31 protein-coding genes are annotated in these 25,623 nt (G+C 70.5%); 23 read left to right on the plus strand and 8 right to left on the minus strand.

Annotation, left to right across the window (positions count from 1 at the left end; translation table 11 throughout):
• Nucleotides 1-22 precede the first annotated feature (22 nt).
• The 4 genes from dapB to ruvA form a co-directional block, all read right to left on the minus strand.
• Complete coding sequence (dapB, locus tag MKL20_RS14805) at nucleotides 23-820, minus strand: 4-hydroxy-tetrahydrodipicolinate reductase (protein ID WP_244037306.1); 798 nt, start codon at nucleotides 818-820, stop codon at nucleotides 23-25.
• A gap of 148 nt (nucleotides 821-968) precedes the next feature.
• Entirely contained in the window at nucleotides 969-1,466 is a 498-nt protein-coding gene (gene bfr / locus MKL20_RS14810; RefSeq protein ID WP_243962384.1) for a bacterioferritin, read from the minus strand.
• A gap of 45 nt (nucleotides 1,467-1,511) precedes the next feature.
• Nucleotides 1,512-1,784, minus strand: a complete 273-nt coding sequence (locus tag MKL20_RS14815; RefSeq protein ID WP_244037328.1) for a bacterioferritin-associated ferredoxin — start codon at nucleotides 1,782-1,784, stop codon at nucleotides 1,512-1,514.
• A gap of 227 nt (nucleotides 1,785-2,011) precedes the next feature.
• Nucleotides 2,012-2,629 carry a Holliday junction branch migration protein RuvA gene (gene ruvA / locus MKL20_RS14820; RefSeq protein ID WP_243962383.1) on the minus strand — a complete coding sequence of 206 codons (618 nt, stop codon included), beginning with the start codon at nucleotides 2,627-2,629 and terminating at the stop codon, nucleotides 2,012-2,014.
• Between the two features lie 154 nt (nucleotides 2,630-2,783).
• Here ruvA and MKL20_RS14825 point away from each other — a divergent pair, with 154 nt between their 5' ends.
• The 18 genes from MKL20_RS14825 to MKL20_RS14910 all read left to right on the plus strand — a co-directional run bounded on the left by MKL20_RS14825 (nucleotide 2,784) and on the right by MKL20_RS14910 (nucleotide 17,428).
• Nucleotides 2,784-3,404, plus strand: coding sequence for a YceI family protein (locus MKL20_RS14825; RefSeq protein ID WP_244037307.1), 621 nt, complete (start codon nucleotides 2,784-2,786; stop codon nucleotides 3,402-3,404).
• Nucleotides 3,405-3,584: 180 nt separating this feature from the next.
• A complete protein-coding gene (locus MKL20_RS14830) occupies nucleotides 3,585-3,953 on the plus strand; it encodes a hypothetical protein (RefSeq protein ID WP_244037308.1) in 369 nt (122 codons plus the stop codon).
• Nucleotides 3,954-4,130: 177 nt separating this feature from the next.
• Nucleotides 4,131-4,445, plus strand: coding sequence for a 50S ribosomal protein L21 (rplU, locus tag MKL20_RS14835; RefSeq protein ID WP_007568206.1), 315 nt, complete (start codon nucleotides 4,131-4,133; stop codon nucleotides 4,443-4,445).
• A gap of 64 nt (nucleotides 4,446-4,509) precedes the next feature.
• Entirely contained in the window at nucleotides 4,510-4,776 is a 267-nt protein-coding gene (gene rpmA, locus MKL20_RS14840) for a 50S ribosomal protein L27 (protein WP_007568208.1), read from the plus strand.
• Between the two features lie 185 nt (nucleotides 4,777-4,961).
• A complete protein-coding gene (locus tag MKL20_RS14845) occupies nucleotides 4,962-5,567 on the plus strand; it encodes a GNAT family N-acetyltransferase (RefSeq protein WP_244037309.1) in 606 nt (201 codons plus the stop codon).
• Between the two features lie 121 nt (nucleotides 5,568-5,688).
• Nucleotides 5,689-6,723: a GTPase ObgE gene (obgE, locus tag MKL20_RS14850; RefSeq protein ID WP_244037310.1), complete on the plus strand. Its 1,035-nt coding sequence runs from the start codon at nucleotides 5,689-5,691 to the stop codon at nucleotides 6,721-6,723.
• A 47-nt stretch (nucleotides 6,724-6,770) separates the two neighbouring features.
• Nucleotides 6,771-7,037 carry a hypothetical protein gene (locus MKL20_RS14855; RefSeq protein ID WP_244037311.1) on the plus strand — a complete coding sequence of 89 codons (267 nt, stop codon included), beginning with the start codon at nucleotides 6,771-6,773 and terminating at the stop codon, nucleotides 7,035-7,037.
• Nucleotides 7,034-7,438, plus strand: a complete 405-nt coding sequence (locus MKL20_RS14860) for a type II toxin-antitoxin system VapC family toxin (RefSeq protein ID WP_244037312.1) — start codon at nucleotides 7,034-7,036, stop codon at nucleotides 7,436-7,438. The genes MKL20_RS14855 and MKL20_RS14860 overlap by 4 nt, the downstream gene beginning before the upstream one ends.
• Before the next feature lie 102 nt (nucleotides 7,439-7,540).
• Nucleotides 7,541-8,656, plus strand: coding sequence for a glutamate 5-kinase (gene proB / locus MKL20_RS14865; protein ID WP_244037313.1), 1,116 nt, complete (start codon nucleotides 7,541-7,543; stop codon nucleotides 8,654-8,656).
• Nucleotides 8,657-8,817: 161 nt separating this feature from the next.
• Entirely contained in the window at nucleotides 8,818-10,116 is a 1,299-nt protein-coding gene (locus MKL20_RS14870) for a glutamate-5-semialdehyde dehydrogenase (protein WP_244037314.1), read from the plus strand.
• A gap of 19 nt (nucleotides 10,117-10,135) precedes the next feature.
• Entirely contained in the window at nucleotides 10,136-10,738 is a 603-nt protein-coding gene (locus MKL20_RS14875) for a nicotinate-nucleotide adenylyltransferase (RefSeq protein ID WP_313902722.1), read from the plus strand.
• Between the two features lie 168 nt (nucleotides 10,739-10,906).
• On the plus strand, nucleotides 10,907-11,257 hold the full coding sequence (gene rsfS, locus MKL20_RS14880; RefSeq protein ID WP_243962369.1) for a ribosome silencing factor: 351 nt from the start codon (nucleotides 10,907-10,909) through the stop codon (nucleotides 11,255-11,257).
• Between the two features lie 301 nt (nucleotides 11,258-11,558).
• On the plus strand, nucleotides 11,559-12,053 hold the full coding sequence (gene rlmH, locus MKL20_RS14885; protein WP_244037315.1) for a 23S rRNA (pseudouridine(1915)-N(3))-methyltransferase RlmH: 495 nt from the start codon (nucleotides 11,559-11,561) through the stop codon (nucleotides 12,051-12,053).
• 6 nt (nucleotides 12,054-12,059) lie between these two features.
• Complete coding sequence (locus MKL20_RS14890) at nucleotides 12,060-13,424, plus strand: murein hydrolase activator EnvC family protein (RefSeq protein WP_244037316.1); 1,365 nt, start codon at nucleotides 12,060-12,062, stop codon at nucleotides 13,422-13,424.
• Nucleotides 13,424-14,758: a S41 family peptidase gene (locus tag MKL20_RS14895; RefSeq protein WP_243962360.1), complete on the plus strand. Its 1,335-nt coding sequence runs from the start codon at nucleotides 13,424-13,426 to the stop codon at nucleotides 14,756-14,758. The genes MKL20_RS14890 and MKL20_RS14895 overlap by 1 nt, the downstream gene beginning before the upstream one ends.
• A gap of 173 nt (nucleotides 14,759-14,931) precedes the next feature.
• Nucleotides 14,932-16,167, plus strand: coding sequence for a divergent polysaccharide deacetylase family protein (locus tag MKL20_RS14900; RefSeq protein ID WP_244037317.1), 1,236 nt, complete (start codon nucleotides 14,932-14,934; stop codon nucleotides 16,165-16,167).
• Nucleotides 16,168-16,231: 64 nt separating this feature from the next.
• Nucleotides 16,232-16,774, plus strand: coding sequence for an RNA pyrophosphohydrolase (locus MKL20_RS14905; RefSeq protein ID WP_244037318.1), 543 nt, complete (start codon nucleotides 16,232-16,234; stop codon nucleotides 16,772-16,774).
• 24 nt (nucleotides 16,775-16,798) lie between these two features.
• A complete protein-coding gene (locus MKL20_RS14910; protein ID WP_244037330.1) occupies nucleotides 16,799-17,428 on the plus strand; it encodes a DUF2939 domain-containing protein in 630 nt (209 codons plus the stop codon).
• Between the two features lie 486 nt (nucleotides 17,429-17,914).
• Here MKL20_RS14910 and MKL20_RS14915 read toward each other — a convergent pair whose 3' ends face one another.
• Nucleotides 17,915-18,313 (minus strand): photosystem reaction center subunit H, encoded by a 399-nt coding sequence (locus MKL20_RS14915; protein WP_244037319.1) that lies wholly within the window; start codon nucleotides 18,311-18,313, stop codon nucleotides 17,915-17,917.
• 25 nt (nucleotides 18,314-18,338) lie between these two features.
• Nucleotides 18,339-18,773, minus strand: coding sequence for a response regulator (locus MKL20_RS14920; protein WP_243962352.1), 435 nt, complete (start codon nucleotides 18,771-18,773; stop codon nucleotides 18,339-18,341).
• Between the two features lie 207 nt (nucleotides 18,774-18,980).
• Between MKL20_RS14920 and MKL20_RS14925 the strand changes: the two genes are divergently transcribed.
• The 4 genes from MKL20_RS14925 (at nucleotide 18,981) to MKL20_RS14940 (ending at nucleotide 22,604) form a co-directional block, all read left to right on the plus strand.
• Nucleotides 18,981-19,655, plus strand: a complete 675-nt coding sequence (locus MKL20_RS14925) for a YoaK family protein (protein ID WP_244037320.1) — start codon at nucleotides 18,981-18,983, stop codon at nucleotides 19,653-19,655.
• The gene (locus MKL20_RS14930; protein WP_244037321.1) at nucleotides 19,652-20,665 is read left to right on the plus strand and encodes a WD40 repeat domain-containing protein; all 1,014 of its coding nucleotides are present in this window, start codon (nucleotides 19,652-19,654) and stop codon (nucleotides 20,663-20,665) included. The genes MKL20_RS14925 and MKL20_RS14930 overlap by 4 nt, the downstream gene beginning before the upstream one ends.
• Before the next feature lie 66 nt (nucleotides 20,666-20,731).
• Nucleotides 20,732-21,256, plus strand: coding sequence for a DUF2937 family protein (locus tag MKL20_RS14935; protein WP_244037322.1), 525 nt, complete (start codon nucleotides 20,732-20,734; stop codon nucleotides 21,254-21,256).
• Between the two features lie 115 nt (nucleotides 21,257-21,371).
• Entirely contained in the window at nucleotides 21,372-22,604 is a 1,233-nt protein-coding gene (locus MKL20_RS14940) for a peptide ABC transporter permease (RefSeq protein WP_244037323.1), read from the plus strand.
• An 8-nt stretch (nucleotides 22,605-22,612) separates the two neighbouring features.
• On the opposite strand, the gene MKL20_RS14945 is transcribed toward MKL20_RS14940, so the two are convergent.
• On the minus strand, nucleotides 22,613-23,617 hold the full coding sequence (locus MKL20_RS14945) for an alpha/beta hydrolase (protein WP_244037324.1): 1,005 nt from the start codon (nucleotides 23,615-23,617) through the stop codon (nucleotides 22,613-22,615).
• A gap of 130 nt (nucleotides 23,618-23,747) precedes the next feature.
• Nucleotides 23,748-25,106 carry an RsmB/NOP family class I SAM-dependent RNA methyltransferase gene (locus tag MKL20_RS14950; RefSeq protein WP_244037331.1) on the minus strand — a complete coding sequence of 453 codons (1,359 nt, stop codon included), beginning with the start codon at nucleotides 25,104-25,106 and terminating at the stop codon, nucleotides 23,748-23,750.
• Between the two features lie 156 nt (nucleotides 25,107-25,262).
• Between MKL20_RS14950 and MKL20_RS14955 the strand changes: the two genes are divergently transcribed.
• Nucleotides 25,263-25,448, plus strand: coding sequence for a hypothetical protein (locus MKL20_RS14955; RefSeq protein WP_244037325.1), 186 nt, complete (start codon nucleotides 25,263-25,265; stop codon nucleotides 25,446-25,448).
• Nucleotides 25,449-25,623 lie beyond the last annotated feature (175 nt).

A 25,623-nucleotide genomic window follows, 5' to 3' on the forward strand; every position in this document is an offset into this window, starting at 1 on the left:
GATCAGGTCCCCTGGTGAGAGTCTAGAGCCCGAGCACGTCCGCCATGGAGTAGAGCCCCGGCGGCTTCGGGTGCGCCCAGAGCGCGGCCTTGACGGCGCCGGCGGCGAACAGCCCGCGATCGGCGGCGTGGTGGCTAATGGTCAGGGTCTCGCCGGCTCCGGCGAAGATCACGCTGTGGTCCCCGACCACGGAGCCGCCTCGCAGGGTGGCGAAGCCGATATCACCCGGCCGGCGCGCGCCGGTATGCCCGTCCCGGGTCGAGACCCGCACGTCCTTGAGGTCGACGCCGCGCCCCTCCGCGGCGGCCTCGCCGAGCAACAGGGCGGTGCCCGAGGGCGCATCCACCTTCATGCGGTGGTGCATCTCGGCGATCTCGATGTCGAACTCGTCGCCCAGCGCCTTGGCGACCCGGCGCACCAGCTCCGCCATCAGATTGATGCCGAGCGACATGTTGCCGGAGCGCACGATGCGCGCGTGATAGGAAGCCGCCTTGAGCTTGGCGAGATCGTCCTCCGACAGGCCGGTGGTCCCGACCACGTGGACGATGCGGGCCTGGGCGGCCAGCTCGGCGAATTGCACGGTGGCGGCGGGGGCGGTGAAGTCGAGCACGCCGTCGGCGGTAGCGAAGGCCTTCAGCGGGTCGTCGGTCACCGCCACGTCGAGGGTGGGAAGTCCGGCGAGCACGCCGGCATCCTGCCCGAGGACCGGCGAGCCCTCGCGCTCGATCGCCGCCGCCAGGGTGCAGCCTTCAGCCTGGGCCACCGCCCGCACCAGCATCCGCCCCATGCGCCCGTCCGCGCCGACCACCACGAGCCGCATTCACGTTGTCCTGTGTCGTTCCGTCCCCGGCGAGCCTGGCCGAAGTCAGGCGCGCCATCAATGGGCCGGACCGTCTGTTAGGGATGGTCCCGATCGCGGGCTTCCGCATCGTCTCTCAAGGAGCCCGACGCGGAAGCCCGCTATAAGCTCAGTCCTTCTCGGGGGCGATCGCTTCGAGGCCGCCGATATGCTTCTGCGCGTAGAGCGGCAGGCCGATCTGCTTGATCAGCTCGAGCTGGGTCTCGAGGAAGTCGATATGGCCTTCCTCGTCCTCGGCGAGCTGCTCGAACAGATTCTTCGACACGCGCTCGTTGATCGACTCACAGTACTGCGCGGCTTCGAGATAGAGGCTGCGGGCGCCGTTCTCGGCGGCGAGGTCGCACTCGATGATCTCCTGCACGGTCTGGCCGATTCGCAGCGGCTCCAGCTCTTGCAGGTTCGGGAAGCCGTCGAGGAACAGGATCCGGTCGATGAACCGGTCCGCGTGGTTCATCTCCTCGATCGATTCCTTGCGCCAGAACTTGGCGAGATCGATATAGCCCCAGTCATTGAGCATCCGGAAATGCAGCCAGTACTGACTGACCGCAGTCAGCTCACTCTTCAGGCCGCGATTCAGGTACTCGATGACCTTGGTGTCGCCCTTCATGGCCCCCGTACTCCCAACAGCTATTCTGGCGGGGGGGTCGTGGCGTCACGCCGAAATCCCGTCCTCCGCAGTTTGGAATAAAACCAAACTGCAAGCGCTCGCGCAAGCCGTCGAGCATTCATGGCTGCCTTGATCGCCCGCGGCTTCTCCCAGCGCGTTGCGCATGATCTCCCGGATCGTGCGGGCGCAGCGCCCGCATTTCGGGCTGCAGCCGAGGCAGGCGTAGACCTGCGCCGGAGTGCGGGGACAGCCCGGGCCGGGCGACAGGCAGCTGCGCACTGCGCCGTCGGACAGGACGTTGCAAGAACAGACGATCATGCGCGCTGCAGAACCCGTCTTCCTCGGGCCCAACCCGACCGTGTCGAGCAAGGCATTTCGGACCCACCAGATTAGAACGACTGAAAAGTAGAAGACTTTTCAAGGCCTTACTGGTCATCGGGGAGATGGCATCGCTCCGGCTCCGGGTCAAGGCGGCGCAAATCACAGGGAGCCGATCGGATCGCTCACGTCCGATCATCCGGTTCGGCAACTCAGCCTGTCCGGCTTCAGCGGGCGAGTTCGCGCAGTCCCAGCCGAATCAGCACCTTGGCCTCAGCCCCCTCCTCCGCTCCCTTCAGGGCCGCCGCGATGGCGGCGGCGGCCTGCACCTGCGGGTAGCCGAGATTGACCAGGGCCGAGATCGCGTCGGCGACCGGACGCGGCGCGGCGCCCTCCTCGACGGCGCCGGTGAGCGCGATCAGGGCCGGGTCCACCGGTGCGAAGGCGGGCGCCTTGTCCTTCAGCTCGGCGGTCAGCCGCGCCGCCAGCCGCGGCCCGACGCCGGGCGCCCGGCTGATCGAGCCCTTGTCGCCCGTGGCGATGGCGCTCGCCAGGGCGTCGGGCTCCAGCACCGACAGGATCGCCAGCGCCACCCGCGAGCCCACGCCCTGCACGGTCTGGAGCAGCCGGAACCATTCCCGCTCGGCATCGGAGCGGAAGCCGTAGAGCCGGATCATGTCCTCGCGGACATAGGTCTCGATCGACAGCTCCGCGGCCTCGCCGACCTTGGGCAAGCGCTGGAGCGTGCGCGCCGAGCAATGCGCGATGTAGCCGACGCCGGAAACGTCGAGGATCACGAAATCCTCGCCGAACGAATCCACCACGCCCCTGAGCTTGCCGATCATTCTGTGCCCGTCCGCTGTCGGGGCGATGCCTATAGAAGCCCGGGCGCCTCCGCCAGACGCGCTTGAGCCCGGCCGCACTTCGTGAAATCAGGGGTGCCGTCACGGCAAGGCTTGATGGGGATCGAAGTCGGCCGGACGAGCGGGGGAAACGACCATGCGCGCGCCCATACTCGCCCTGATCGGCCTCCTGTGCCTCGACCCGGCCCGGGCGGCGGACGATCCGGCTGCGGCGGCGCCGAGCAAGGATCCGACGCAGGTCCGGCCAGGCGCCTACGTCCTCGATCCGGATCACGGCAAGGTCACGTGGTCGGTGAGCCATCTCGGCTACTCGACCTATTACGGCCAGTTCACCGGCCTGACCGGCAAGCTCGACCTCGACCCGAAGGCGCCGGACAAGAGCCGCCTGGAGGTCAGCGTGCCGCTCGCCGGCATTATCACCGGCAGCGCGCGCCTGAACGAGCATCTGGCGGCGCCGGACTTCTTCGACACGACCAAGTTTCCGAGCGCCACCTTCACGGCCACCGCCGTGGAGCCGACGAGCCCGACCACCGCGCGGATCACCGGCGACCTGACCCTGCGCGGCGTCACCCGGCCGCTGGCGATCGACGCCACCTTCAACCAGGCCGGCATCCACCCGGTGGACCAGCGCTACACCGTCGGCTTCGACGGGCGCGCCGTGGTGAAGCGCTCGGATTTCGGCGTGAACGCCTACCTGCCGGCGTTGGGCGACGAGGTGTCCCTGCGCATCGAAGGTGAGTTCAAGGCAGCTCCTTAGAGCCGCGCGCAAGCGCGTCGGCCCGGCGGCGCGGCGTGATCGAACGGGCTCGGAGATGGCGCGAGCGCCCGTACCGGTATAGGCAGCACCGGCCCCCGCGCCCCCGCTCCGGATCGGTCGCCCGATAGGGTCCAGCCGGTCGCGGGCGGCGCGCCGATCGCTGCCATGGAGGTCTGAGCGTTGCGCGGTGCTTGGCTGATCTCGGTTCTGGTGCTGGCGGGTCCGGCCTCCGCGCAAGCGCCTTCCCCACTCGCGCCCTCCCCGCTCGACAACTATGCCGAGGCGGCGGCGACCACGATCATCGCCGAACAGGCTTGCCCGGGCATCCAGGTGAAGGCCGGACAGCTGACCACCCTGCGGCTCGCCACCAAGGTCGCGGCGGCGCAGGAAGCGATTCTTCAGGAGAAGCTGCGGACCCGGGCCACGCAGGTCCGACAACAGCTCGCCGCCGACGGGCGGGAGGCGTGGTGCGCGCAGGCGCTGGCCGCGTTCGGCCCCCAGGGCAGCGTCGCCAAGGGCATTCTGGCCACCGGCGCGCCGATCCGCTGACCCTGTTCAGGATTGACACGGCGCCACCCCGCCCCTACTGACCCGGCATGGCGCGCGGCCTCCTCGACGAGGTCCGCGCGTTTCGCGTTGTCCGGGTCCGCCCGTGCAATGACTTCAAACAAGAAGCCGGTCCAGGGGCAGCCGCCCCGGAGGCCGTTCGAGAACACGAGAGCAACGATGTTCGCAGTCATCAAGACGGGCGGCAAGCAGTACCGCGTCGCCGCCAACGACACCATCACCATCGCCACCCTGCCGGGCGAGGCCGGTGAAACCGTGACCTTCGGTGAGGTCCTCCTGTTCGCCGACGGTGCGGGCGCGACGCAGGTCGGTGCGCCGACCCTGTCGGGCATCAGCGTCACGGGCGAGATCGTGAGCCACGGCCGCGACAAGAAGGTGATCGCCTTCAAGAAGCGCCGCCGCCAGAACTCGCGCCGCAAGCGCGGTCACCGCCAGCACCACACCGTGGTGCGCATCACCGGCATCTCCGCGTGATCGAGCGCGGGCCCCAGGCGAGGCCCGCGATCCGCGCGACCCACACGCATTCGGAGCAGATCCCATGGCACACAAGAAAGCAGGCGGCTCGTCCCGCAACGGCCGCGACTCGGAAGGCCGGCGCCTCGGCGTCAAGAAGTTCGGCTCGGAAGCCGTGATTCCGGGCAACATCATCGTGCGCCAGCGCGGCACCAAATGGCATCCCGGCAGCAATGTCGGCATGGGCAAGGACCACACGCTGTTCGCGCTGGTACCGGGCCATGTCCGCTTCGAGACGCGCCGCGGGCGCGCCTTCGTGGCCGTAACCCCGCTGGCCCAGGCCGCGGAATAACAGGCGGGCGCCCGAGCGGCGAAGCTGGCGTCCCGCCCGGTGTCCCACACCGGACCGGAGACGTCGATGCCGAGCCCCTGACGGGACGGATCGGACGGAACACCGGGGAGGATGGGGCACCATCCTCCCCTTCGTCGTCTTGAGGCGGTGCCCCGGAGCCGGGAACGCCGCCCTGCGAGGGCACGATGTTCCCCGATCTCACCCGCGACGACGTTTTCCGGATCGAGACGCGCCGGCTGTGGCTGCGCTGGCCGACGGCGAAGGACAAGGACGCAATCCTCCGGCTCGCTGGCGAGCGGGCGGTAGCCGAGATGACCGCCCGGATCCCGCACCCGCTCGACCGGCACACCGTCGATGCGTTCCTGCTCACGACGCGTGGGGCCAACAGCGCCGGCACCGGCCTGACCCTGGCGCTTGCCGAGCGTCAGGCTCCGGCAAACCTGATCGGCCTCGTCGGGATCTCGGGTGGCGGCGGGGCGCCGCATCTCGGTTACTGGCTCGGCCAGCCTTGGTGGGGCAACGGGCTGATGGGCGAGGCGGCGCGGGCCCTGGTCCATGCCTATTTCGCCTATGCGGGCGGGGGGCGGCTCGAAGCCTCGGCGCTGCCGGCGAACCCGGCGTCCCGGCGTGTTCTGGAGAAGGTCGGATTCCGGGTGACCGGGCGCGGCCCGCGCGCCTGCCCGGCCCGCGGCGGCGACCGCGAGGTCGATCTGTTCGGCCTGGACCGGGGCGACTGGGCGGACCGTGCGGGCGCATTCGACCCCACGGCGGACCTCGCGGCGGCGTCCTGAAGCAAGGCGAACCGGCCTCTCCGGACGGAGAGGCCGGGCACCGCGTCGAACTGTCCGGCGCACTCCCTATATCCTTCGACGACTCCCCGGTTGCCGAGGCCAAACAGCGACGAGATGCACCGTGAAATTCCTCGATGAAGCCAAGGTCTATGTCCGCTCCGGCGACGGCGGTCCCGGCTGCGTCGCGTTCCGGCGCGAGAAGTTCATCGAGTTCGGTGGCCCGAACGGTGGCGATGGCGGCCGCGGCGGCGATGTCTGGGTCGAGTGCGTCGAGGGCCTCAACACCCTGATCGACTATCGCTACCAGCAGCACTTCAAGGCCAAGAAGGGCGAGCACGGCATGGGCTCGAACTGCCACGGCGCCAACGGTGCCGACGTGGTGCTGAAGGTGCCGGCCGGCACGCAGATCCTCGCCGAGGACGGCGAAACGCTGGTCGCCGATCTCACGGAGGTCGGCCAGAGAATCCGGCTGGCCAAGGGTGGCAATGGCGGCTTCGGCAACGCCTACTTCACCACCTCGACCAACCGCGCCCCGAAGCACGCCAATCCGGGCCTGGAAGGCCAGGAGATGTGGATCTGGCTGCGCCTCAAGCTGATCGCCGATGCCGGCCTCGTCGGCTTGCCGAATGCCGGCAAGTCGACCTTCCTGGCGAGCGTCACGGCGGCCAAGCCGAAGATCGCCGACTACCCCTTCACGACCCTGCATCCGGGCCTGGGCGTGGTCCGCTCGGACAACCGCGAATTCGTGCTCGCCGACATTCCCGGCCTGATCGAGGGCGCCCACGAGGGCGTCGGCTTGGGCGACAAGTTTTTGGCCCATGTCGAGCGCTGCCGGGTGCTGCTGCACCTCGTCGACGGCACCACCGAGCATGCCGGCAAGACTTACAAGCTGGTCCGCGGTGAAATCGAGGCTTACGGTAACGGCTTGGCCGACAAGCCCGAGATCGTGGCGCTCTCGAAGGCCGACGCGCTGGATTCCGAGACCTTGAAGAGCCAGGTCGCCAAGCTGAAGCGCGCGGCAGGCCGGGCGCCGCTGGTCCTGTCCTCAGCCAGCCGCAAGGGCGTCCCTGAGGCGCTCCGGGCGATCCGGACCGAGATCGATGCGCGCATGGCTGAGGAGGCGAATGCCCAGCCGGTGGTGGCCTGGCAGCCGTGAGTGACGGTGCGGTTCCCACCGGTTAATCTGGTCTCGGAGAGATCCCGATGACGCAGCAGGTGACGATTCGCGACGAGGATTTCGAGCTGGCCCGCGACATCGCCGGACGGCTCGGGATTTCCCTGGATGAGGCAGTCGCGAAAGCGCTGCACGATCTCGACCGCCGTATAGCGCCGGGAAGCGGCCTCGAACCCGGGCAACAGGTCGAACTCGACGCGATCCGCGCCCTGGTAGCCGAGGCCCGCCAGCATATCGTTCCCGGAGCCTTCAACGATCACGGATGGCTCTACGACTGGAACGGCCTGCCGGCATGATTGCGCTGGACAGTTCCGCCCTCGTTGCAATCGCGCTTGATGAGCCTGAGGGGCGAATCTTTGACGCGTTGATCGTGCGGCATCGGGCGATCGTTGGAACTCCGACGCTTCTAGAGACACGAATGGTGCTCGGCTCGCTGATGCCAGCATTCGCCGATGCATTCCTTGATCGTCTCATTGCTACGCCGAGCATACGAACCGTGGATTTTGGCCTGGACGCTTTTCGAGCCGCCGCCGACGCTTTCAACCGTTACGGGAAGGGCCAGGGGCACATCGCCTACCTGAACTTCGGTGATTGCCTGTCCTACGCCGTCGCCAAGGTCCACGCGGTGCCGCTTCTCTTCAAAGGCAACGACTTTATCCACACCGATCTCGTGCCGGCTTACAGTCCGTCGCCTTGAGATTGTCCACGCTGGCCGGCTGGGGCCTTCGCAGAACCGCCGCTGTTCATTCGCGCGGACTTCGTCCAAACCGCACCCGGTAACCCGTCTCTGCGAAACATTATGATCCCGGCCCTCGAAGAATTCCGCCGCGTCGTCATCAAGGTCGGGTCGGCCCTGCTGGTCGATCGCAATGCCGGCCGGCTGCGCCATGCCTGGTTGGCGGCCCTGGCCGAGGACATCGCTGAGTTGCATAGCCGGGGCGTCGACGTGCTGGTCGTGTCCTCGGGCAGCATCGCCCTGGGGCGGACGGTGCTGGGCCTGCCGCCCGGGATCCTGCGGCTGGAGGAGAGCCAGGGCGCGGCCTCGGTCGGTCAGATCACCCTGGCCCGGCACTGGGCCGAGGCGCTCGGGCACCACGGCATCGTGGCGGGGCAGATCCTGGTCACCCCGCAGGACACCGAGGAGCGCCGCCGCTACCTCAACGCCCGGGCCACCGTGCTGAAGCTCCTGGAGATGCGCGCCGTCCCGGTGGTCAACGAGAACGACACGGTGGCGACCTCCGAGATCCGCTATGGCGACAACGACCGGCTGGCCGCCCGGGTCGCCACCATGATCGATGCCGACGTGCTGGTGCTGTTCTCGGATATCGACGGGCTCTACACCGCACCGCCCCAGTCGGACCCGGAGGCGCGCCACCTGCCGGTGGTGGAGCGCATCACCCCGGAGATCGAGGCGATGGCCGGCGGGCCGGCCTCGGAACTGTCCCGGGGCGGCATGCGCACCAAGGTCGAGGCGGCCAAGATCGCGGCCTCCGGGGGCACGCACCTCGTCATCGCGGACGGGCGGGGCAAGAACCCCCTGAAGGCGGTCCGCGAGGGCGCGCGCTGCACCTGGTTCCTGTCGGGCTCGACGCCCACCGCAGCGCGCAAGACCTGGATCGCCGGCTCCCTGGAGCCGCGCGGGACGCTGACCATCGATGCCGGCGCCGCCAAGGCCCTGCTCGGCGGGGCCAGCCTGCTGCCGGTGGGAGTCCGGGCGATCGAGGGCAGCTTCTCCCGGGGCGATGCCGTGATGATCCGAGATGTCGAGGGGCGGGTGCTGGGCCGCGGGCTCGTCGCGTATGACAGCGCCGAGGCCGCGCTGATCATCGGCCATCCGAGCGCCCGCATCCCCGAACTGCTCAACTATCCGGGCCGCGCCTGGATGGTGCATCGGGATGATCTGGCATTGTTTTAGACTAGACTGATTCTGATCGATTATTGTCCAATCGTGAATCGGACGATCTCTGTCACGTTCGGCGGTTCAGCACACTTGTAGGCCCGTCGCCCGATGTGCAAATACGGCCTCACCCCCTGTCGGGCCGGTTCCAGCGGCCCTCGAACACCGAGGACGCCACCGTGCCCGTCCTGAACCTGAGATCCGATCTCGCCGAGGCCGATGCCCTGCCGGAAATGATGGCGGCGATCGGCCGGCGGGCGCGCGTCGCCGGCCGGCGCATGGCGCTCGCCTCGGCCCAGACCAAGGACCGGGCGCTCCGGCTGATCGCCGAGCGCCTGCGGGCCAATGCGGAAGAGATCCTGCGAGAGAACGCCCGCGACGTCGCCGCCGCTCGCCAGGCCGGCCAGAGCGCCGCGCTGATCGACCGGCTCGCCCTCGATGCCGGCCGCCTCGCGGGAATCGCCGACTCCGTCGAGAAGGTCGGCGCGCTGGCCGATCCGGTCGGGCGCCAGCTCGCCGCGATCGAGCGGCCGAACGGCCTGCTGATCGAGCGCATCGCCGTGCCGCTGGGCGTCATCGGCGTCATCTTCGAGAGCCGCCCGAACGTCACCGCGGATGCCGGCGCGCTGTGCCTCAAGGCCGGCAACGCCGCGATCCTGCGCGCCGGCTCGGACAGTCACCGCAGCGCTATGGCGATCGCCAAGGCGATGAGCGAGGGCCTGGCTGAGGCGGGCCTGCCCGCCGACGCGATTCAGCTGGTGCCGACCCGGGACCGCGCCGCGGTCGGGCTGATGCTCGGCGGCCTCGAAGGCTGCATCGACGTCATCGTGCCCCGGGGCGGGCGCGGCTTGGTCGAGCGTGTCCAGGCCGAGGCGCGGGTGCCGGTCTTCGCCCATCTCGACGGCGTCAACCACGTCTACGTGGCGGCGGCGGCCGATCTCGACATGGCGCTGGCCGTGCTGCTCAACAGCAAGATGCGCCGGACCAGCGTCTGCGGCGCCGCAGAGACCCTGCTGGTCGACCGTGCCTGCGCGGCGACCCATCTGGCGCCCCTGGTCCGCACCCTGCTCGATGTCGGCTGCGCCGTGCGCGGCGATGCCGAGACCCAGGCGGTCGATCCCCGGGTGACACCGGTCTCGGAGGACGACTGGCACACCGAATATCTCGACGCGATCATCGCGGTGCGCGTAGTCGACGGGATCGAGGCGGCCATCGAGCACATCGAGACCTACGGCTCGCACCACACCGACGCGATCATCACGGGGGACCGCGCCGAGGCGACCCGCTTCCTCGCGGAGGTCGATTCGGCGATCGTCACCCACAACGCCTCGACCCAGTTCGCCGATGGCGGCGAGTTCGGCTTCGGGGCCGAGATCGGCATCGCCACCGGGCGCATGCATGCCCGCGGCCCGGTGGGCGTCGAGCAGCTGACCACGTTCAAGTACCGCGTCCACGGCAGCGGCCAGATCCGTCCGTGATCCCGCGCGAAGTCCCGGCGTGCGGCTGACCCTGCCGCCGAGCGCCCCCGGCATGCGGATCGGCCTCTACGGCGGGTCCTTCAACCCCGCCCATCACGGCCACCGCCACGTCACCGTGACGGCCCTGCGGCGGCTCGGGCTCGACCGGGTGTGGTGGCTGGTGAGCCCCGGCAACCCGCTCAAGAGCCGGATCGCCCTGCCTTCCGTGGAGGCGCGCTGCGCCCAGGCCCGGGAGATCGCCCGGCACCCGCGCATCGCGGTGACCGGGATCGAGGCGGCGTTGGGCGTGCGCTTCACGATCCAGACCCTGCGCTACCTGACCCGCCGCTGCCCCGGGGTGCAGTTCGTCTGGATCATGGGGGCGGATTCGCTCGGCAATTTCCACCGCTGGAAAGGATTCGCCGAGATCGCCCAATTGGTGCCGATCGCGATCATGGACCGGCCGGGCTTCACCATGACGCCGCTCAGCGCCCGGGCCGCCCATCGGCTCGCCGGAGCCCGGGTCCCGGAGGACGCGGCCCACACCCTGCCGACCCGTCCGCCGCCGGCCTGGGTGTTCCTCCACGGCCCCCGATCGCCCCTGTCCTCCACCGAGATCCGCAACGGCCGGCGGGGTGCCTGAGCCCCTTCGCATGCGACGCAGTTGCAATCGCCGCACGATACAGCCAATTTCATACCGGTCGGCGCGCCCCGAGAGGGCGGCGCGACAACACGAGGAATCAGGACGCTGCCCGAGACCATTCGCACGGAGACCATCCGCACCCATGCCCCCGTCCCGGAAGAGCCCGGGATGGCGCGCTCGGACGACCTGAAGGCGCTCGCCCTGTTCTGCCTCGACGAGATGAAGGCCGAGGAGACGATCGCGATCGACCTCGCGGGCAAGACCTCGCTCGCCGACACGATGATCATCGCCTCCGGCCGGTCGCAGCGCCATGTCGGTTCGATCGCCGACAAGTTCATCCAGGAGATGAAGAGCCGCGGCTACGGCAACGCCCGGGTCGAGGGCATGCCGGCCTGCGACTGGGTGTTGATCGACGCCGGCGACGTGCTCGTCCACATCTTCCGCCCGGAAGTGCGCGGCTTCTACAATCTCGAGAAGATGTGGGGCGCGGACCGCCCGGTCGGCCTGGCGGCGGATTAGCGGTCCGCCGACCCACGCCGTCATTGCGAGCGCAGCGAAGCAACCCAGTGCGCCACCTTCGGCGATCGCGCGCTGCCCTGGGTTGCTTCGCTGCGCTCGCAATGACGGTGAGGCAACATCTGTCCCACCCATCCCCCTCATCCTAAGGTGCGGCGAAGCCGCCTCGAAGGAGCCCTCCAGAGGTCGCTGTGATCTCTGGAACCCTCCTTCGAGGCCCGCTAACGCGGGCACCTCAGGATGAGGGATCGAGTGGGATCGAGCACAGGTCATCCGACCCGACACAGCAAGAGACCCCTCCCCCGTGCGCCTCGTCCTGGCAGCCATCGGCCGGTTGAAGGCCGGCCCGGAGCGTGAGCTCGCGTCACGATACCGCGACCGGGCGGCGCAGCTCGGCCGCGGCCTAGGCTTTTCCGCTTGCGACAGCGTCGAGATCGTGGAGTCCCGGGCCCGCCGGGCGCCGGACCGCTGCGCCGAGGAAGCGACCGCCCTGCTGACGCAACTGCCGCCCGGCGGGGTGCTGGTGGCCTATGACGAGCGCGGGCGCTCGGACATCGCCAGCGAGGCCCTGGCCGAGCGGATCACCGGCTGGCGCGACGCCGGTCGCCCGGCCCTGATGGTGGCGATCGGCGGCCCGGACGGGCTCGATGCCTCAATTCGGACGAAGGCTGAGCTGATCCTGTCCTTCGGGGCCGCCACCCTGCCCCATGGACTCGTGCGCGTGCTCGCCCTCGAACAGATCTATCGCAGTCTGACCATCCTGGCCGGCCACCCGTATCACCGCGGCGAGCCGGGCTGAGGCGCCGTGCGGTTCGATAGCCTCGCCCGTATCGTCCGACAGCGTTCAACCCTCCGCGCGCTCGTGCTGATCGCGCTGGCTTGCGCGGCTGGGCCGTCGCGCGCCGAGGACCCGGCCCCCAATGCCGAGGCCGATAAGATCCAGCGTGCCACCGAGGAGCGCGAGCGGCGAGCCGAGAATCTGAAGCGGGTCCAGGAGGCACTCGCCGCCAGCGCCGGCCAGCGGGCGCAGTTCGAGGGCGAGATCGCGGCGATCGGCTCGGACCGGGCCAAGCTCGACAGCGCGCTCCTCGATGCCGGGCGGCAGGCGCAGGCCACCGAGGACCGGTTGAGCCGCCTGGAAGAGCGCCTGAAGGCGATGACCGAGAGCGAGGCCGCGATCCGGCGCTCGCTCCATGCCCGCCGCGGCATCGTCGCCGAGATCCTGGCGGCGCTCCAGCGGATGGGCCGTCGGCCGCCACCGGCCGTGCTGGTGAGCCCGGAGGACGTTCTGGCGGTGATCCGCACCTCGATGCTGCTCGGCGCCGTGGTGCCGGAGCTGCGCGGCGAGGTCGACACCCTGGCCGCCGATCTCGCCGAGATGATCCGCCTGCGCGGCCTGATCGCGCAGGACAAGGAGGGGCTGGCCAACGACCTCGCCGGCTGGGCACGCGAGCAGCAGCGCCTCCAGGCCCTGGTCACCGCCCGGCGGGCCCGGCAGGCGGATGTGGAGAGCGGCCTGACGGCGGAGCGCAAGCGCGCGGCCGAACTCGGCGCCCAGGCCAAATCCTTCAAGGACCTGCTCGACCGCACCGAGGCCGAGGTCGCTGCATCCAAGCGGTCGGCCGAGGAGGCCAAGGCCGCCGCCGAGCGCGAGGCGCGGGTGACGCAGGAGCGTTTCGCCGCGGCGGGCTTCCGCGATCCGGCCCGTCTGGCCCCGAAAGTGCATTTCGCGGAGGCGCGGGGCGAAGTGCCGCGGCCGGTCAGCGGGCGGCTGGCGCGGGGCTTCAACCAGCCGGACGGCAATGGCGGGACCACCCGCGGCGTCTCCTTCACGACGCGGCCGAAGGCGCTGGTCTCCTCCCCAGCCGATGGTTGGGTCCAGTTCGCGGGGCCGTTCCGGTCCTACGGGCGTCTCTTGATCATCAACGCCGGCGATGGCTACTATCTTCTGCTGGCGGGGATGGATCAGATTAGCGTAGAGGTCGGCCAGTTCGTTCTCGCGGGGGAACCCGTGGGCAGCATGGGCGAGGGTAGCGCGGGCCCGCCCGGGTCCGACGGCGAGCCGACCCTCTACGTCGAGTTCAAGAAGGATGGCGGCTCCGTCGATCCGGAGCCGTGGTGGGCGAAGAGCCCCAGTGACAAGATACTTGGCGAGAAGGTTCGCGGCTGATGCGCAAGACATCCCTGATCATGCTCGGCGCCTTCCTGGGTGCCGGCACCTCCATGGTGGCGACCCAGACCGACTTCCTGTCGGGACCGCGGGCGGTGGCCGCCTCGGCCGAGACCTATCGCCAGCTGAGCCTGTTCGGCGACGTGTTTGAGAAGGTCCGCACCGACTACGTCGAGAAGCCGGACGAGTCGAAGATGATCGAGGCTGCCGTCAACGGCATGCTGACCTCGCTCGACCCGCATTCGAGCTACATGGACGCCAAGGCGTTCCGTGACATGCAGACCACCACCCGCGGTGAGTTCGGCGGGCTGGGCATCGAGGTCACCATGGAGGACGGCCTGATCAAGGTCGTCACCCCGATCGACGATACACCGGCCGCCAAGGCGGGCCTGCTCGCCAACGACATCATCACCCAGATCGACGACGATCAGGTCCAGGGCCTGACCCTGAACCAGGCGGTCGACAAGATGCGCGGCCCGGTGAATTCGGCCGTGAAGCTCAAGATCTCCCGCAAGGAGGCCAAGGAGCCGCTGGACGTCACGCTCACCCGCGACGTGATCAAGATCAAGCCGGTGCGCTCGAAGGTCGAGGGCGGCGACGTCGCCTATATCCGTTTGACCCAGTTCAACGAGCAGACCTTCGACGGCATGCGCGCCGCCATCGACAAGCTGTCGGGCGAGATCGGTGCCGACAAGCTGAAGGGCTACGTGGTCGATCTGCGCAACAACCCGGGCGGCCTGCTCGACCAGGCCGTGATGGTCTCCGACGGCTTCCTCGACCGGGGCGAGATCGTCTCCACCCGCGGCCGCAACCCGGACGAGACCCAGCGGTTCTCGGCCAAGGCCGGCGACCTGACCAAGGGCAAGCCGGTGGTGGTGCTGGTCAACGGCGGCTCGGCTTCGGCCTCCGAGATCGTGGCCGGCGCCCTGCAGGATCACAAGCGCGCGACCATCATGGGCACGCGCTCCTTCGGCAAGGGCTCCGTGCAGTCGATCATCCCGCTCGGCGGTTCGGGCGCCCTGCGGCTGACCACGGCGCGCTACTACACGCCGTCGGGCCGCTCGATCCAGGCGAAGGGCATCGAGCCGGATATCGAGGTGCTGCAGGACGTGCCCGACGAGCTGAAGGGCAAGGACGAGACCAAGGGTGAGGCCGGTCTGAAGGGCCACCTGAAGCAGAAGGATACCGACGAGCGCGGCGGCTCCTCCGCCTACATCCCGCCGGACCCGGCCAAGGACAAGCAGCTCCTCTCGGCGATCGACTTCCTGCATGGCATCCAGAAGGGCGCCGCCAACGGCACCCAGGCGCCGCAGAAGCCGAGCGTGCCTAATTAAAACGCGTCCGCGGACCGCAACCCCAAAAAACCCCGTCCGGCAGATGTGCCGGGCGGGGTTTTTCGTGGCCATTCGAGACGTTAGCGGAAGATTAACCATACCGGCCGGCAATGATCGCCAGGATTCGTGCCGCTGCTATCGGGCGTGGGACGCGACTCCGCATCGAGTGCCGCTTGACCGAACCCACCGACGATATCCTCACGCGCCCCCTCGGGGTGCCGGAGGCGCAGGCGCCGGAGCAGCCCCTGGGCCGGTTCGGGCGCCTCGTCGCGCCGCTGCGCCGGCCCAAGGTGGCCGCGGGCGTGATCGCCGGCGGGTTGCTGGCGGCCTGCGGGCTCGTGCTGGCGCTGGGCGATCCCCAGGGCGGCGAGCCGCGCGTGGAAGTCGCGATCACGATGCGCGAGCCCCCGTCGCGGGCCGCCCCCGCCCCGGTGGCGGCGGCGCCCGAGCCGCAGGGCACGGCGGTGGTCAATGCGGGCGGGGCGCAGCAGCGCAGCGCCGAGGAGATCGAGACCGCCTCCGGCGTGACGGTGGTGCGTCCGCCCGGCTCGGGCCCGAGCGAGGCCGTGGTGATCCGCGTGCCGCCGGCCAACGTGCCCCGGCTCAGCCCCGCGCCGGACCCGCGCATCAGCGAGCAGGGCCGCCACGGCACGATGCCGAAGCTCGGCGAAGGCCGGGTCCGCCCCCTCGACGTCTACGCCCGGGCCGAGGAGCCCGGCACCGGCCCCCGGATCGCGATCCTGGTCACCGGCCTCGGCGTCGGCCAGGCCGCCACCGCCGGCGCGACCGTACGCCTTCCCCAGGCCGTGAGCCTCGCCTTCCTGCCCTACGGCGCCGAGGCCGAGCGCTCGGCCGCTCGCGCCCGGGATGCCGGCCACGAGGTCTTCCTCCAACTGCCCATGGAGCCGTTCGATTATCCCGACAGCGATCCCGGCCCCCAGACCCTGCTCACCGCCCTGAAGGGCCTGGAGAATGCCGACCGCCTCGCCTGGTCGCTCGCCCGCTTCCCGGGCTATGTCGGCGTGGCGAACTTCATGGGCGCCAAGATGATGGCCGACCCGGCCTTCGAGCCTATCCTGCGCGAGATCGGCGCCCGCGGCCTCGGCTACCTTGACGACGGCACCGGCCCAAAACCGGCGTTGACCAACAAGACCCGCACCCCGATCGCCCGGGCCGAGATCGTCCTCGACGCCGTGCCCCGCGCCGACGCCATCGACGCGGCGCTGGCTCAAGCGGAGGCGAAGGCCCGCGCCACCGGCTTCGCCCTGGTCTCGGCCGGCGGCGCGGCCCTCAGCGTCGACCGGATCGCCCGCTGGGCCAAGGATCTCGACACCCGCGGCATCCGCCTGGTCCCGGCGAGCGTCGCCCTGCGCGGGTCCGTGGAGAAGCGGGTCAGCACGGCCAATTGAGCGCGCGCTTTCCGATGCCGGCGCCGTTGCCGCGCGACTTGCCCCTGACCTATGGTCGCCCGCGATGACCACAGATTCCGACTCGGGGGCCGCGCTGCCCTACCGCCCCTGCGTGGGCGTCGCGCTGATCGCGCCCTCGGGCGGCGTCTTCGTCGGGCGCCGGACCAAGGATGCCGGCCCGGAGCACGTCGCCGGCCCGTATATGTGGCAGATGCCCCAGGGCGGCATCGATCCCGGAGAGGATCCGTCGATAGCGGCGCTTCGCGAACTCTACGAGGAGACCAACGTGCCGCCGGACGCGGTCCGCCCGCTCGGCGAGATTCCGGAGTGGCTGACCTATGACCTGCCCCCGGCGGTGGCGAAGCAGGCCTGGAAGGGACGTTATCGCGGCCAAACCCAGAAATGGTTCGCCTACGGCTTCCTCGGCAGCGAGGATCTAATCGACGTGCTGAGCCCCGGCGGCGGCGCACACAAGGCCGAGTTCGACGCCTGGCGCTGGGCGCGCTTCGCCGAGCTTCCGGACTTGATCGTGCCGTTCAAGCGGCCGGTCTACGAGGGCGTGGTGGCGGCCTTCGCGGGGCTTGAAACCTGGGCTTCGCGGCCGTGACGGCTCGGACGGGATCGTAGGGTGGTGCGCTGGCTCGCGATCCCGCTCGCGCTCGCTCTGGCCTGGCTCGCCTTTACGGTGAGCCCGCTCTGGTCGCTCTACGACCTGGCGCAGGCCGTGCGCCGGCACGACGTGGCCTATATCGAAAGCCACGTGAATTTCCGGACGCTGCGGCTGTCCCTGGTCCGCCAGATCACCGGAGCGGTGCGCTCCGCCTCCGACACCGACCTGGACCTCGAACCCCGCGACCGGCAGCGCCTCAATGACGTGGCCTACGGACTGGCTCTGGCGCTGGCCGAGACCCTGGTCACGCCCGAGACAGTGATGGACCTCCTCGACAACGGCTGGCCCGACAAGCTCGACATCGAGCGCCCCGCCGACCTCAAGGCCGAGGGCCTGGCGATCCGCAGCGTCGGTCGGCTCCTGCCCTATTACGCCGCGCTGGAAATGCGCGGCTTCCGGGCCGTCGTGATCCCGATCCCGCCCGAGGCTCCCCGGGCCGAGCGCACCCGAATCCGCCTGCGTCTGAGGGGCCTGAGCTGGCGGCTGGTCGATATCGAGATGGCCGACATCCTGCGCGAGCGGATCGCCGCCAAGCTGGGGCGGGCGCTGGCCCGGGCGAAGCTCGGGGCGAGCGCGGGCGAGGAGCGGTAGGGGATCGCCTCAAGTGTTCGGGGAAGTCTGGACGCGTCGTATCGTGCGCCCTCCCTCCCCCTCTGCGGGCTATCGGCTTCACACATCCCCGGATGTGGCGCGGGTCCCCTCTCCCGTGCGGGAGAGGGACAGGGTGAGGGATGCGCGCTTTCCGGAAAAACCTGGTCCCTCACCCCAACCCTCTCCCACACGGGAGAGGGGGCACGTGGCGGTTTTCGCAAGCCAATGTGTGAATATCGTAGCTCTGCGGGGAAGGAAGAGCCGCGGTGTCTCCAGCGTATCCTGCCGACCCCGATCTCTGGATCCGCTAGCCCGCACGGACGAGGAGACCCGCGCCTTGTCCTCGCCCGTAAGCCTATCCGTGACCGCACCGATTTGCGGCTCATGCGGTCGAAGCGTCACTGATCGAACGACTCACCGCCTCTCAGGATGAGGTGGGTTTTCGGGAAGAACGTCGATCCCGGCTGCGCGAGCTTGCCCCCGCCCTCAATTCGCCTTCGGAGCCGGCGTCTTCCCGGCCGGTGCCTTCTCGTCCGCCGGCGCCTTCGCCTTCGGCTCGCGCGCCTCGACCAGGCTCTCAGCCTCGTCCTCGTCGGTGTTGCCGCCCTGCACGATCGTCTTGTCGGGGTTGGCCAGCAGCGATTTCGCGATACCGAGCAGCACCTCGCACTCGCCGGGGAACTTGTAGGTCTCCAGCACGATCGCCGCGTCGCGCAGCGTGCGCAGGTCGCGCACCGTCTGTTCGTTGGCGTCCTTGCGCAGTTCCGTCTTGGCGGCGATCCCCTCCTCGATCTGGGCGCCCTTCACGTCGCAGGTGGCCGGGGCCGCCAGGGCGGAGGAGGTGAGGGCGAGGACGAGGCCGGTGGCGATCAGCGGGCGCCGCATGGCGGGGTTCCTTGGAAATCCGGGGTCAGGCGTGGTGGTGATGGTGCACGGCGCGCAGCATGTCGTTGGTCAGCGCCACGAGCTGGCTCGGCCGATACGGCTTCGGGACGAACACCGATTCGGAGACGGCATCGGCGGGCGACAGGCAAGCACGGCCGCCGGACGTGTAGATGACGGGCAGATCGGGGCAGACGCTGCGGGCGCGGCGCGCCAGCGCCAAGCCGTTCGTGTTGCGGGCGAGGTCGATATCGGTGAAGAGCATGTCCACGCTCTCCCGCGCCAGGATCGCCTCGGCCTCCCAGGCATCCGCGGCGGTGAGCACCCGATAACCCTCTTCGAGAAGCGCCTCCGCGGCCAGCTCGCAGACGGTCGGCTCGTCCTCGACCACGAGGATGGTCGGGGCGGCCGAATCCAGGGCGGGCATGGACGGGCAGGCGAAGGCGGCGGCGAACGGCATCATGACGCAACTCCCACTCACCCGGCGGGGGCGCGGTAGCCCCGCGCCGGATCGAAGGAGCAACGGGCCCCTGCGCTCCGGCGTTCGCGGTGATTGCATCGAATTGCTCCGACTTGGTGCACGGGCCGTTAACCCCGCCCCGCTGCCGGTGAACGGAGCGTCCGAAATGGTTAACGGTGCGTTACCGGAATGCGGCCGGAGGGCGGATTCGTGAACCGGTCCTGGCAGCTGGGCACCGGCCTGCTTCTCACGGGGCTCGCCGGCTACGTCGATGCGCTCGGCTTCGTGCGGCTGGGCGGGCTCTACACCTCGTTCATGAGCGGCAACACCACGCAGCTCGCGGTGTTCGGCGCCGAGGCGCAGTTCTCCCGCATGGTGCTGCCGGCGATTCTGATCGCGGCCTTCCTCACCGGCTCGGTGCTGGGCAGCGGCCTGGCGATCCTGGTGCCGTCCCGCTGGACCACCCCGGTGGTGCTGGCCTACGAGTCGCTGCTGATCCTCGGCGGCCTGGCTTTGGGACTGGCCTCGCCCGAGCTGGGGCTCGCTGCGTTCTTCGTGGCCGTCGCCATGGGGGCGCAGAACGCAGTGCTGGCGCAGGTGCAGGGGTTCCGTGCCGGCACCACCTTCGTCACCGGAGCTCTGTTCAGCCTGGGCCAGAAGATCGCCAGGGCGCTCACTCGCACGGGTGACCCGTTCGGGTGGATCGGCGACGGGCTGGTCTGGTTGTCCCTGCTGCTGGGCGCCCTCCTGGGGGCGCTGGCCTACGAAGCGTTCGCCCTCTACGCCCTTGTCGCGCCGGCGGCGGTCTCGGGGGTGCTCGCGCTCATCACCGCGGTGCTGGTCCTGCGCGCCGGCCCGCGGGCCAAGAAGGTCGAGTCACCATGAGCGAGTCCGTCAGCCATCCCTCCCTCACCGACCACGTCGCCCCGCTGGAAGCGGGCGCCCACGTGGTCGCGGCGCATTTCCTGAAGGATTCGCCGGCCCTGGCGCTCGGCGACGGCACCGTCGCCCTGGTGCAGGGCGACGATCTCGCGCGCATCGCCGCCCATCCCGACAGCGGGATCCTGGTGGCGGCCGGTAGCTCCGACCGCCTCGTCACCGGCGGTGACGACGGCCGCGTCGTCGAGATCCGGCCCGGGGGCGCGACCCAGGAACTCGGCGTCGCCAAGGGCGGCGCCTGGATCGACGCCATCGCGCTGCACCCGGACGGCGCCGTCGCCTGGTCGGCGGGGCGCGCAGTCGTGGCCCGGGACGCCAAGGGCCGGGAGAAGAGCTTCACGGCCCCGTCCACCGCCCGCGGCCTGGTCTTCGCCCCGAAGGGCTACCGGCTCGGCGTCGCACACTACAACGGCGTCAGTCTATGGTTCCCGAATCTGGAGACCCCCGCCGAGGTCGTGAGCTGGAAGGGCTCGCATATCGATGTCACATGGTCACCCGACGGCCGGTTCGTGGTCTCGACCATGCAGGAGAACGCCCTGCACGGCTGGCGCCTCCAGCCGGATCGCGGCCACATGCGGATGTCGGGCTATCCCGGCAAGGTCCGGTCGGTGTCGTGGTCGTCGGACGGGGATTGGCTCGCCACCGGCGGCGCCGAGGCGGCGATCGTCTGGCCGTTCGACTCCAAGGAAGGCCCCACCGGCAAGGCGCCGCGGGAATGCGGCGTCCGGCCGGCGCGGGTCTCGCGGGTGGCGTTCCACCCAAAGGCGCCGGTCCTGGCGGTCGGCTACGAGGATGGCTGCATCCTGCTGGTCCGCTTCACCGATGCCTCCGAGCTGCTGGTGCGGCGCGCCGTCCAAGGCAGCGGTATCACCGCGCTCGCCTGGGACGCGCGCGGCAACCGGATGCTGTTCGGCTGCGCCGACGGCCAGGCCGGTCTGCTGACCCTGCCGGCCTGATTTTTGGTCCTCGGGCGCCGTCATGCTTTGAGTGTCGTGCCCTGATTCCGAACCGGAGGGTCTGACGTGTTCCGCGTGTTCCGCACTTTCGGCCTCGCCCTCGGCCTGCTCGGCGGCGTGATCGCCGCCCAGGCCCCCGAATTCGCGCAGCAATACGCGCAGCGCCTCGGCGGCGCGGTCGACGAGCTGCGCCGGCAGGTGGCGGTGCTCGAATCCGACGCGCAGGCTTCCGGCACCACCCGCGACGGCGCAGTCGACCGGCTGCGCACGAATCCCGACCAGCTCGTCGCCCGACGCGGCGAGGCCGCCCAGGCCGATATCGCCCGGCTCGCCCGGCTGAGTTCCCAGCAACAGGCCCTGGCCTCGGCGACGAGCCCGCTGGGCCGCGTGGTCGCGATGCTGCGCGACCCGGACGTGCCGGTGGCGCAGGCGGCCTATCAGGATTTCAGCCCCGCCGTCCCGACCAACGCCGATGGCCTGGCGGCGGGGCTGATCGGGTTCCTGGCCGCCTGGGGCGGCTGGCGCGTGCTGTCGGATGTCGGCCTGCGGCTCGTCCGCAGACGCCCCCGGGCGGCCACGCGGGTGGCCTGAACCCGCGGCGCATCGGCGCGCGGACACGGGAGTGTTGCCCAGGGTCTACAGCGGCTTGCGCGGGGCTTGCGTATCGAACGTGATCCGGCCGCCTCGGTCCGGGAGAAGGCACTAGATGCCGCGCGCGTCGAACCCCACCACGATCGATCCGGCGCTCGACGCCGCCGCCCTGCTGCGGCGCATCGGCTTCTTCGGCCTGTTCGTGATCCTGCCGGTGCTGGCGCAGGTCGCCCGCCGGGCCACCGTGATCCTGGCGCCGATCGCCGTGGTGCTGCTGATCATCGCCAGCGCGATCGACCGGCGCCAGCGCCCGGTGCGCCCGGCCGTATCCCGGCTGCTCACCGCGCCGGCCTTCCTGGCCGGCATGCTGGTGGTGCTGTGGTCGGTGCTGTCGCTGACCTGGACGCCGTTCCTCGGGCCGGCGGTGGAGCGGCTCGCCAACCTCGCGGCGACGATCGGGCTGGCTTTGCTCGGCTATTTCGCCCTCCCCGACCGGATGCGCTCGGCCAACCTCTACCTGCTGCCACTTGGGGTCGTGGCCGGTTCCATCGTGGCGATCGTGCTCGGGCTGTTTGGCGCCCACCTGGCGCCTCCCGGCATCGACGACGACGGCGCCCTCGACCGCGGCCTGATCCTGCTGATCCTTCTGGTCTGGCCGGCGCTCGCCTGGCTCCGGTCCCGGCGGCGCGACCGCGAGGCTTTGGGGCTCGCCCTGCTGGTCGCCCTGGCGCTGACGGTCCAGCCGGACGCGACGCAGATCGCCGCGCTGGCGGTGGGGGCGCTGGCCTTCGCAGTGACGAGCTATCGGCCCAAGCTCGGCGTGGTGCTGACCGCGACGATCTCGGCGGCGCTCCTGGCGATAGCACCGCTGCTGCCGTTCCTGGCCCGTCCGATCGGCGCCGCCCTGCTCGGGCCGCTGTCGCCGGCCGTGCTGTCGCTGAAGAGCTGGCAGAAGGTCGTGACCACCGATCCGGTGCGGCTCATCACCGGCCACGGCTTTGAGACGGCGCTCCGCGGGCGCCTCGTCGGAATGCTGCCGCTGAACGCGCCGACCACGGCCCTGTTCGAGTTCTGGTACGAGCTCGGCATCGTCGGCGCGCTGGCAGCTGCCTTCGCGCTCTACGCCTCGATCCGCCGGGGCGGCCGGGACATCCCGGCCCTGATCCCGGGAGCGATGGGCTGCTTCGCCGCCGCCTTCACGGTGGCCTGCCTCGGCGTCGGTCTCACGGCGATCTGGTGGCTGAGCATCATCGCCATCGCCATCGTGGTGTTCGTGGCGGTGGAGCGCGGCCAGTTCCGCACCAGCCGCCCAAAGGTCGCCAAGCTCCACCGGCTGCGCGAGGACTGATCGCGCGGCTACGGCCGCAGGAAGCCGTGGAGCCGGATCCAGGCCAGGAACAGGCCCGGCCAGGCGGCGGCCGGCGTTCCGGGTGCACCCAGCCCGAATCCATGGCCGCCGCGCTCGAACAGGTGCAGCTCCGCCGGGACCCGCGCCTTGCGGAGCGCCGAGAACATCAGCAGCGGATGGTCGGCCACCGCCACCGGATCGTCGAGCGCCTGGACCAGAAAGGTCGGGGGCGTTTCCGGCCCGACCTGAAGGTCCACCGAGTAGGTCTTCATCTCGAACGGGGTGACCTCGTCGCCCACGAGAATCCGCCGCGTCGCAGTCCGGTCGAACGGTTTGCGCATGGTGATCACCGGGTAGATCAGCCCGGCCAGGATCGGCCGTACCGGCTGCGCGTCGGCCTCGTCCACCGGCGCGTAGAGATCGTTGGCGGTGCCGACCGCGGTCTCGCCCATCAGGTGACCGCCCGCGGAGAAGCCGAGCACGCCGACCCGGGCCGGATCGATGCCGTATTCCGCACCCCGAGCCCGCACCAGCCGCAGGGCCCGTTGCGCGTCCTGCCGCGGCGCATCTGGTCCCGCCCCCCAGCCCTCCGCAGGCAGGCGGTAGACCAGCAGGAAGACCGTGATGCCCGCCGCGTTCAGCACGCGCCCGACCGGCACACCCTCGTTGCCCAGCGCGATGAACTGGTAGCCGCCCCCGGCCGCCACGATGATCGCCGCGCCGTTGGGATTGGCCGGCCGCATCGCCAGCAGGCAGGGTTTTGCCACTCGGGTGATGTCGCCCGAAACGCCCTCGACGTAGCGGTAGCCGTCCGAATCGGGCCCTGTGCCGCCCCCCGGCGGCTCGCCGGGCCATAGGTCGATCACCTGGAGATCGGCCCCGGGCAGGGAGCGCGGCAGGGCACGGATCGCCTCGTGCGGCGCCGGCTCCGGCGGTTTGTCTTGGGACTTGGCCGCGCGCAGGCCGAGAGCGGTGCTCAGGCCAGCGAGCAGAAGACGACGGTCGAGGTGCATGAACCGGCCCCGGGCGTCGCTCAGGACCGGGTCCGGACGGCGCAGGGGACGGGTTCGGGCATGACGATCTCCTGACACATCCCTCGCCCAACGTCGCGGGACGGGGGCGTGGTTCCGGAGCGGCGCCGTCTCAGCTGCGCCGGGTGATCACGGAGACGTAGAATCCGTCGGTCCCGGTCCGCAGCGGGGTCATCTGCAGGCCGTGGGCGGTCTGGCGCACGGCGGCTGCCAGGCTCGGCGGTCCCGCCGCCAGCACGGTCTCGGCCGGCACGGCGTCGAAGCGCCCGCGCCAGCGCGACAGCAGGCCGGCCACGGCGGCGTCGTTCTCCGCGGGCAGCAGCGAGCAGGTGATGTAGACGATCCGCCCGCCCGGCCGGACCAGCTTGGCCGCCCGGTCGAGGACCTGGCTCTGCTCGGCGACGCGCAACGCCAGGCTGCCGGGGCGCAGGCGCCACTTGGCGTCCGGGTTTCGCCGCCACGTCCCCGAGCCGGTGCAGGGCGCGTCGACCAGCACCCGGTCGATCGTGCCGTCGAGATCCTCGAGCACGTCGGCCCGAGCCTTGCCGCTGCGCGGGGTGCGCACCTCGACCTCGGCGCCGGACCGGCGCAGGCGCTCGTGGATCGGCGCGAGCCGGCGCGGATCGCCGTCGGTGGCGATCAGGCGGACGCCGTTCCTGGTCTGGGAGGCCAGCGCCAGGGCCTTGCCGCCGCCGCCGGCGCAGAGATCGACGATGGTCTCACCCGGCTGCGGGTCGGCCAGCAGGGCGGCGAGCTGCGAACCCTCGTCCTGGATCTCGTACCAGCCGTCCAGGAACTCGGCCTCGACATGGAGCGCCGGGCCGCGGCCGTCGGCGCCGATCGGGATCCGGACACCCATGGGGGCATGGGGTGTCGGGGCGGCCCCGTGAGCTTCCAGCGCCGGCATCAGGTCGTCGCGGCTGCCGCGCAGGGCGTTGACGCGGATGTCGAGGGGCGCGCGCCGGGCCAGCGCCTTGAGTTCAGGAATCAGGTCGTCGCCGAGAGCGGCCTGAAGCTCGGGCAGCACGAAGGCTGGGGCATCGCCGGCCACCTCGGGCGGGGCCTCCTCCAGCGTCCCGGATTCGAGGCGCGCGCGCTCGTCGTCGCTCAGCGGCTCGGGGGCGAAGCGCTCGCCCGAGAACAGGGCGGCCACGGAGGCCGCGGCGAGGCCCTGCTGCAGCCGCAGGGAGCCGATCAGCACGGCGCGCGGCGCCTCCGAACCCATGATCCAGGCGGCCGATGCCCGCCGACGCAGGGCGTCGTAGACCAGGCTGGCGATCCCGGCCCTGTCGCCGGAGCCGGCGAAGCGGTGGGCGAGGCCCCAATCCTTCAGGGCGTCGGCGGCCGGGCGGCGGCGCTCCGTGATATCGGTCAGGACTTCGATGGCGGCGGAGCAGCGGGCGGCGGGGGTCAGGGTCCGGATCCTTTTGAATGGGTCGAGGCCGACGCGAAACGGCCACGCTTGCCCCATGATGCGGCCACGGTACGGCCGAGCTTCCAGCACGATCCCGGTTCAGACCGGATCGTGGGTGGTCCCGCGACAGGGGCTGGCCCGTGTCGTATGGCATCCTCCCGCCGCGGACCAGTGCGTTCCGCCCCGGGGGCATGGCCGGGAGTGCCTCAGCTCATGTCTTCCGTCGTCCGCGTCACGCTTTCCGGCATCCTTGCCGGCCTCGTCGCCGCCACCCTCGCTGCCTGCGCGAGCGCCCCGGCCGCCGCCCCCGATCTCACCCCGCCGCCGCGCCGGCCGGCGGATGCCAAGACGCAGCTCGAATACGGCAACCCGCCCCCGCCGCCGCCCGGCCGCTACTGAGACCCGGTCAGAGACCTACGCTCATCCCACCTACACCCTCATCCTGAGCAACCGTTATGCGGGCTCGGCCGCGGCACGCCATGGCGTGCCGCGGCCGAGGACGGTGTTGGCGTAGATGAGCAGCTTTCGGGCGCAGGCGATGAGGGCCTGCTTGTGGGTCTTGCCGCGGGCCTGG

This window comes from Methylobacterium sp. E-066, assembly GCF_022829635.1.
Classification (GTDB): domain Bacteria; phylum Pseudomonadota; class Alphaproteobacteria; order Rhizobiales; family Beijerinckiaceae; genus Methylobacterium.

Bases quoted from the DNA above. Each gene is read 5' to 3' on its own strand.
- dapB (WP_244037306.1), bottom strand. From the start codon at position 820: ATGCGGCTCGTGGTGGTCGGCGCGGACGGGCGCATGGGGCGGATGCTG.
- bfr (WP_243962384.1), bottom strand. From the start codon at position 1,466: ATGAAGGGCGACACCAAGGTCATCGAGTACCTGAATCGCGGCCTGAAG.
- MKL20_RS14815 (WP_244037328.1), bottom strand. From the start codon at position 1,784: ATGATCGTCTGTTCTTGCAACGTCCTGTCCGACGGCGCAGTGCGCAGC.
- ruvA (WP_243962383.1), bottom strand. From the start codon at position 2,629: ATGATCGGCAAGCTCAGGGGCGTGGTGGATTCGTTCGGCGAGGATTTC.
- MKL20_RS14825 (WP_244037307.1), top strand. From the start codon at position 2,784: ATGCGCGCGCCCATACTCGCCCTGATCGGCCTCCTGTGCCTCGACCCG.
- rplU (WP_007568206.1), top strand. From the start codon at position 4,131: ATGTTCGCAGTCATCAAGACGGGCGGCAAGCAGTACCGCGTCGCCGCC.
- rpmA (WP_007568208.1), top strand. From the start codon at position 4,510: ATGGCACACAAGAAAGCAGGCGGCTCGTCCCGCAACGGCCGCGACTCG.
- MKL20_RS14845 (WP_244037309.1), top strand. From the start codon at position 4,962: ATGTTCCCCGATCTCACCCGCGACGACGTTTTCCGGATCGAGACGCGC.
- MKL20_RS14855 (WP_244037311.1), top strand. From the start codon at position 6,771: ATGACGCAGCAGGTGACGATTCGCGACGAGGATTTCGAGCTGGCCCGC.
- MKL20_RS14860 (WP_244037312.1), top strand. From the start codon at position 7,034: ATGATTGCGCTGGACAGTTCCGCCCTCGTTGCAATCGCGCTTGATGAG.
- proB (WP_244037313.1), top strand. From the start codon at position 7,541: ATGATCCCGGCCCTCGAAGAATTCCGCCGCGTCGTCATCAAGGTCGGG.
- rsfS (WP_243962369.1), top strand. From the start codon at position 10,907: ATGGCGCGCTCGGACGACCTGAAGGCGCTCGCCCTGTTCTGCCTCGAC.
- MKL20_RS14895 (WP_243962360.1), top strand. From the start codon at position 13,424: ATGCGCAAGACATCCCTGATCATGCTCGGCGCCTTCCTGGGTGCCGGC.
- MKL20_RS14905 (WP_244037318.1), top strand. From the start codon at position 16,232: ATGACCACAGATTCCGACTCGGGGGCCGCGCTGCCCTACCGCCCCTGC.
- MKL20_RS14915 (WP_244037319.1), bottom strand. From the start codon at position 18,313: ATGCGGCGCCCGCTGATCGCCACCGGCCTCGTCCTCGCCCTCACCTCC.
- MKL20_RS14920 (WP_243962352.1), bottom strand. From the start codon at position 18,773: ATGATGCCGTTCGCCGCCGCCTTCGCCTGCCCGTCCATGCCCGCCCTG.
- MKL20_RS14930 (WP_244037321.1), top strand. From the start codon at position 19,652: ATGAGCGAGTCCGTCAGCCATCCCTCCCTCACCGACCACGTCGCCCCG.
- MKL20_RS14940 (WP_244037323.1), top strand. From the start codon at position 21,372: ATGCCGCGCGCGTCGAACCCCACCACGATCGATCCGGCGCTCGACGCC.
- MKL20_RS14945 (WP_244037324.1), bottom strand. From the start codon at position 23,617: ATGCACCTCGACCGTCGTCTTCTGCTCGCTGGCCTGAGCACCGCTCTC.
- MKL20_RS14950 (WP_244037331.1), bottom strand. From the start codon at position 25,106: ATGGGGCAAGCGTGGCCGTTTCGCGTCGGCCTCGACCCATTCAAAAGG.
- MKL20_RS14955 (WP_244037325.1), top strand. From the start codon at position 25,263: ATGTCTTCCGTCGTCCGCGTCACGCTTTCCGGCATCCTTGCCGGCCTC.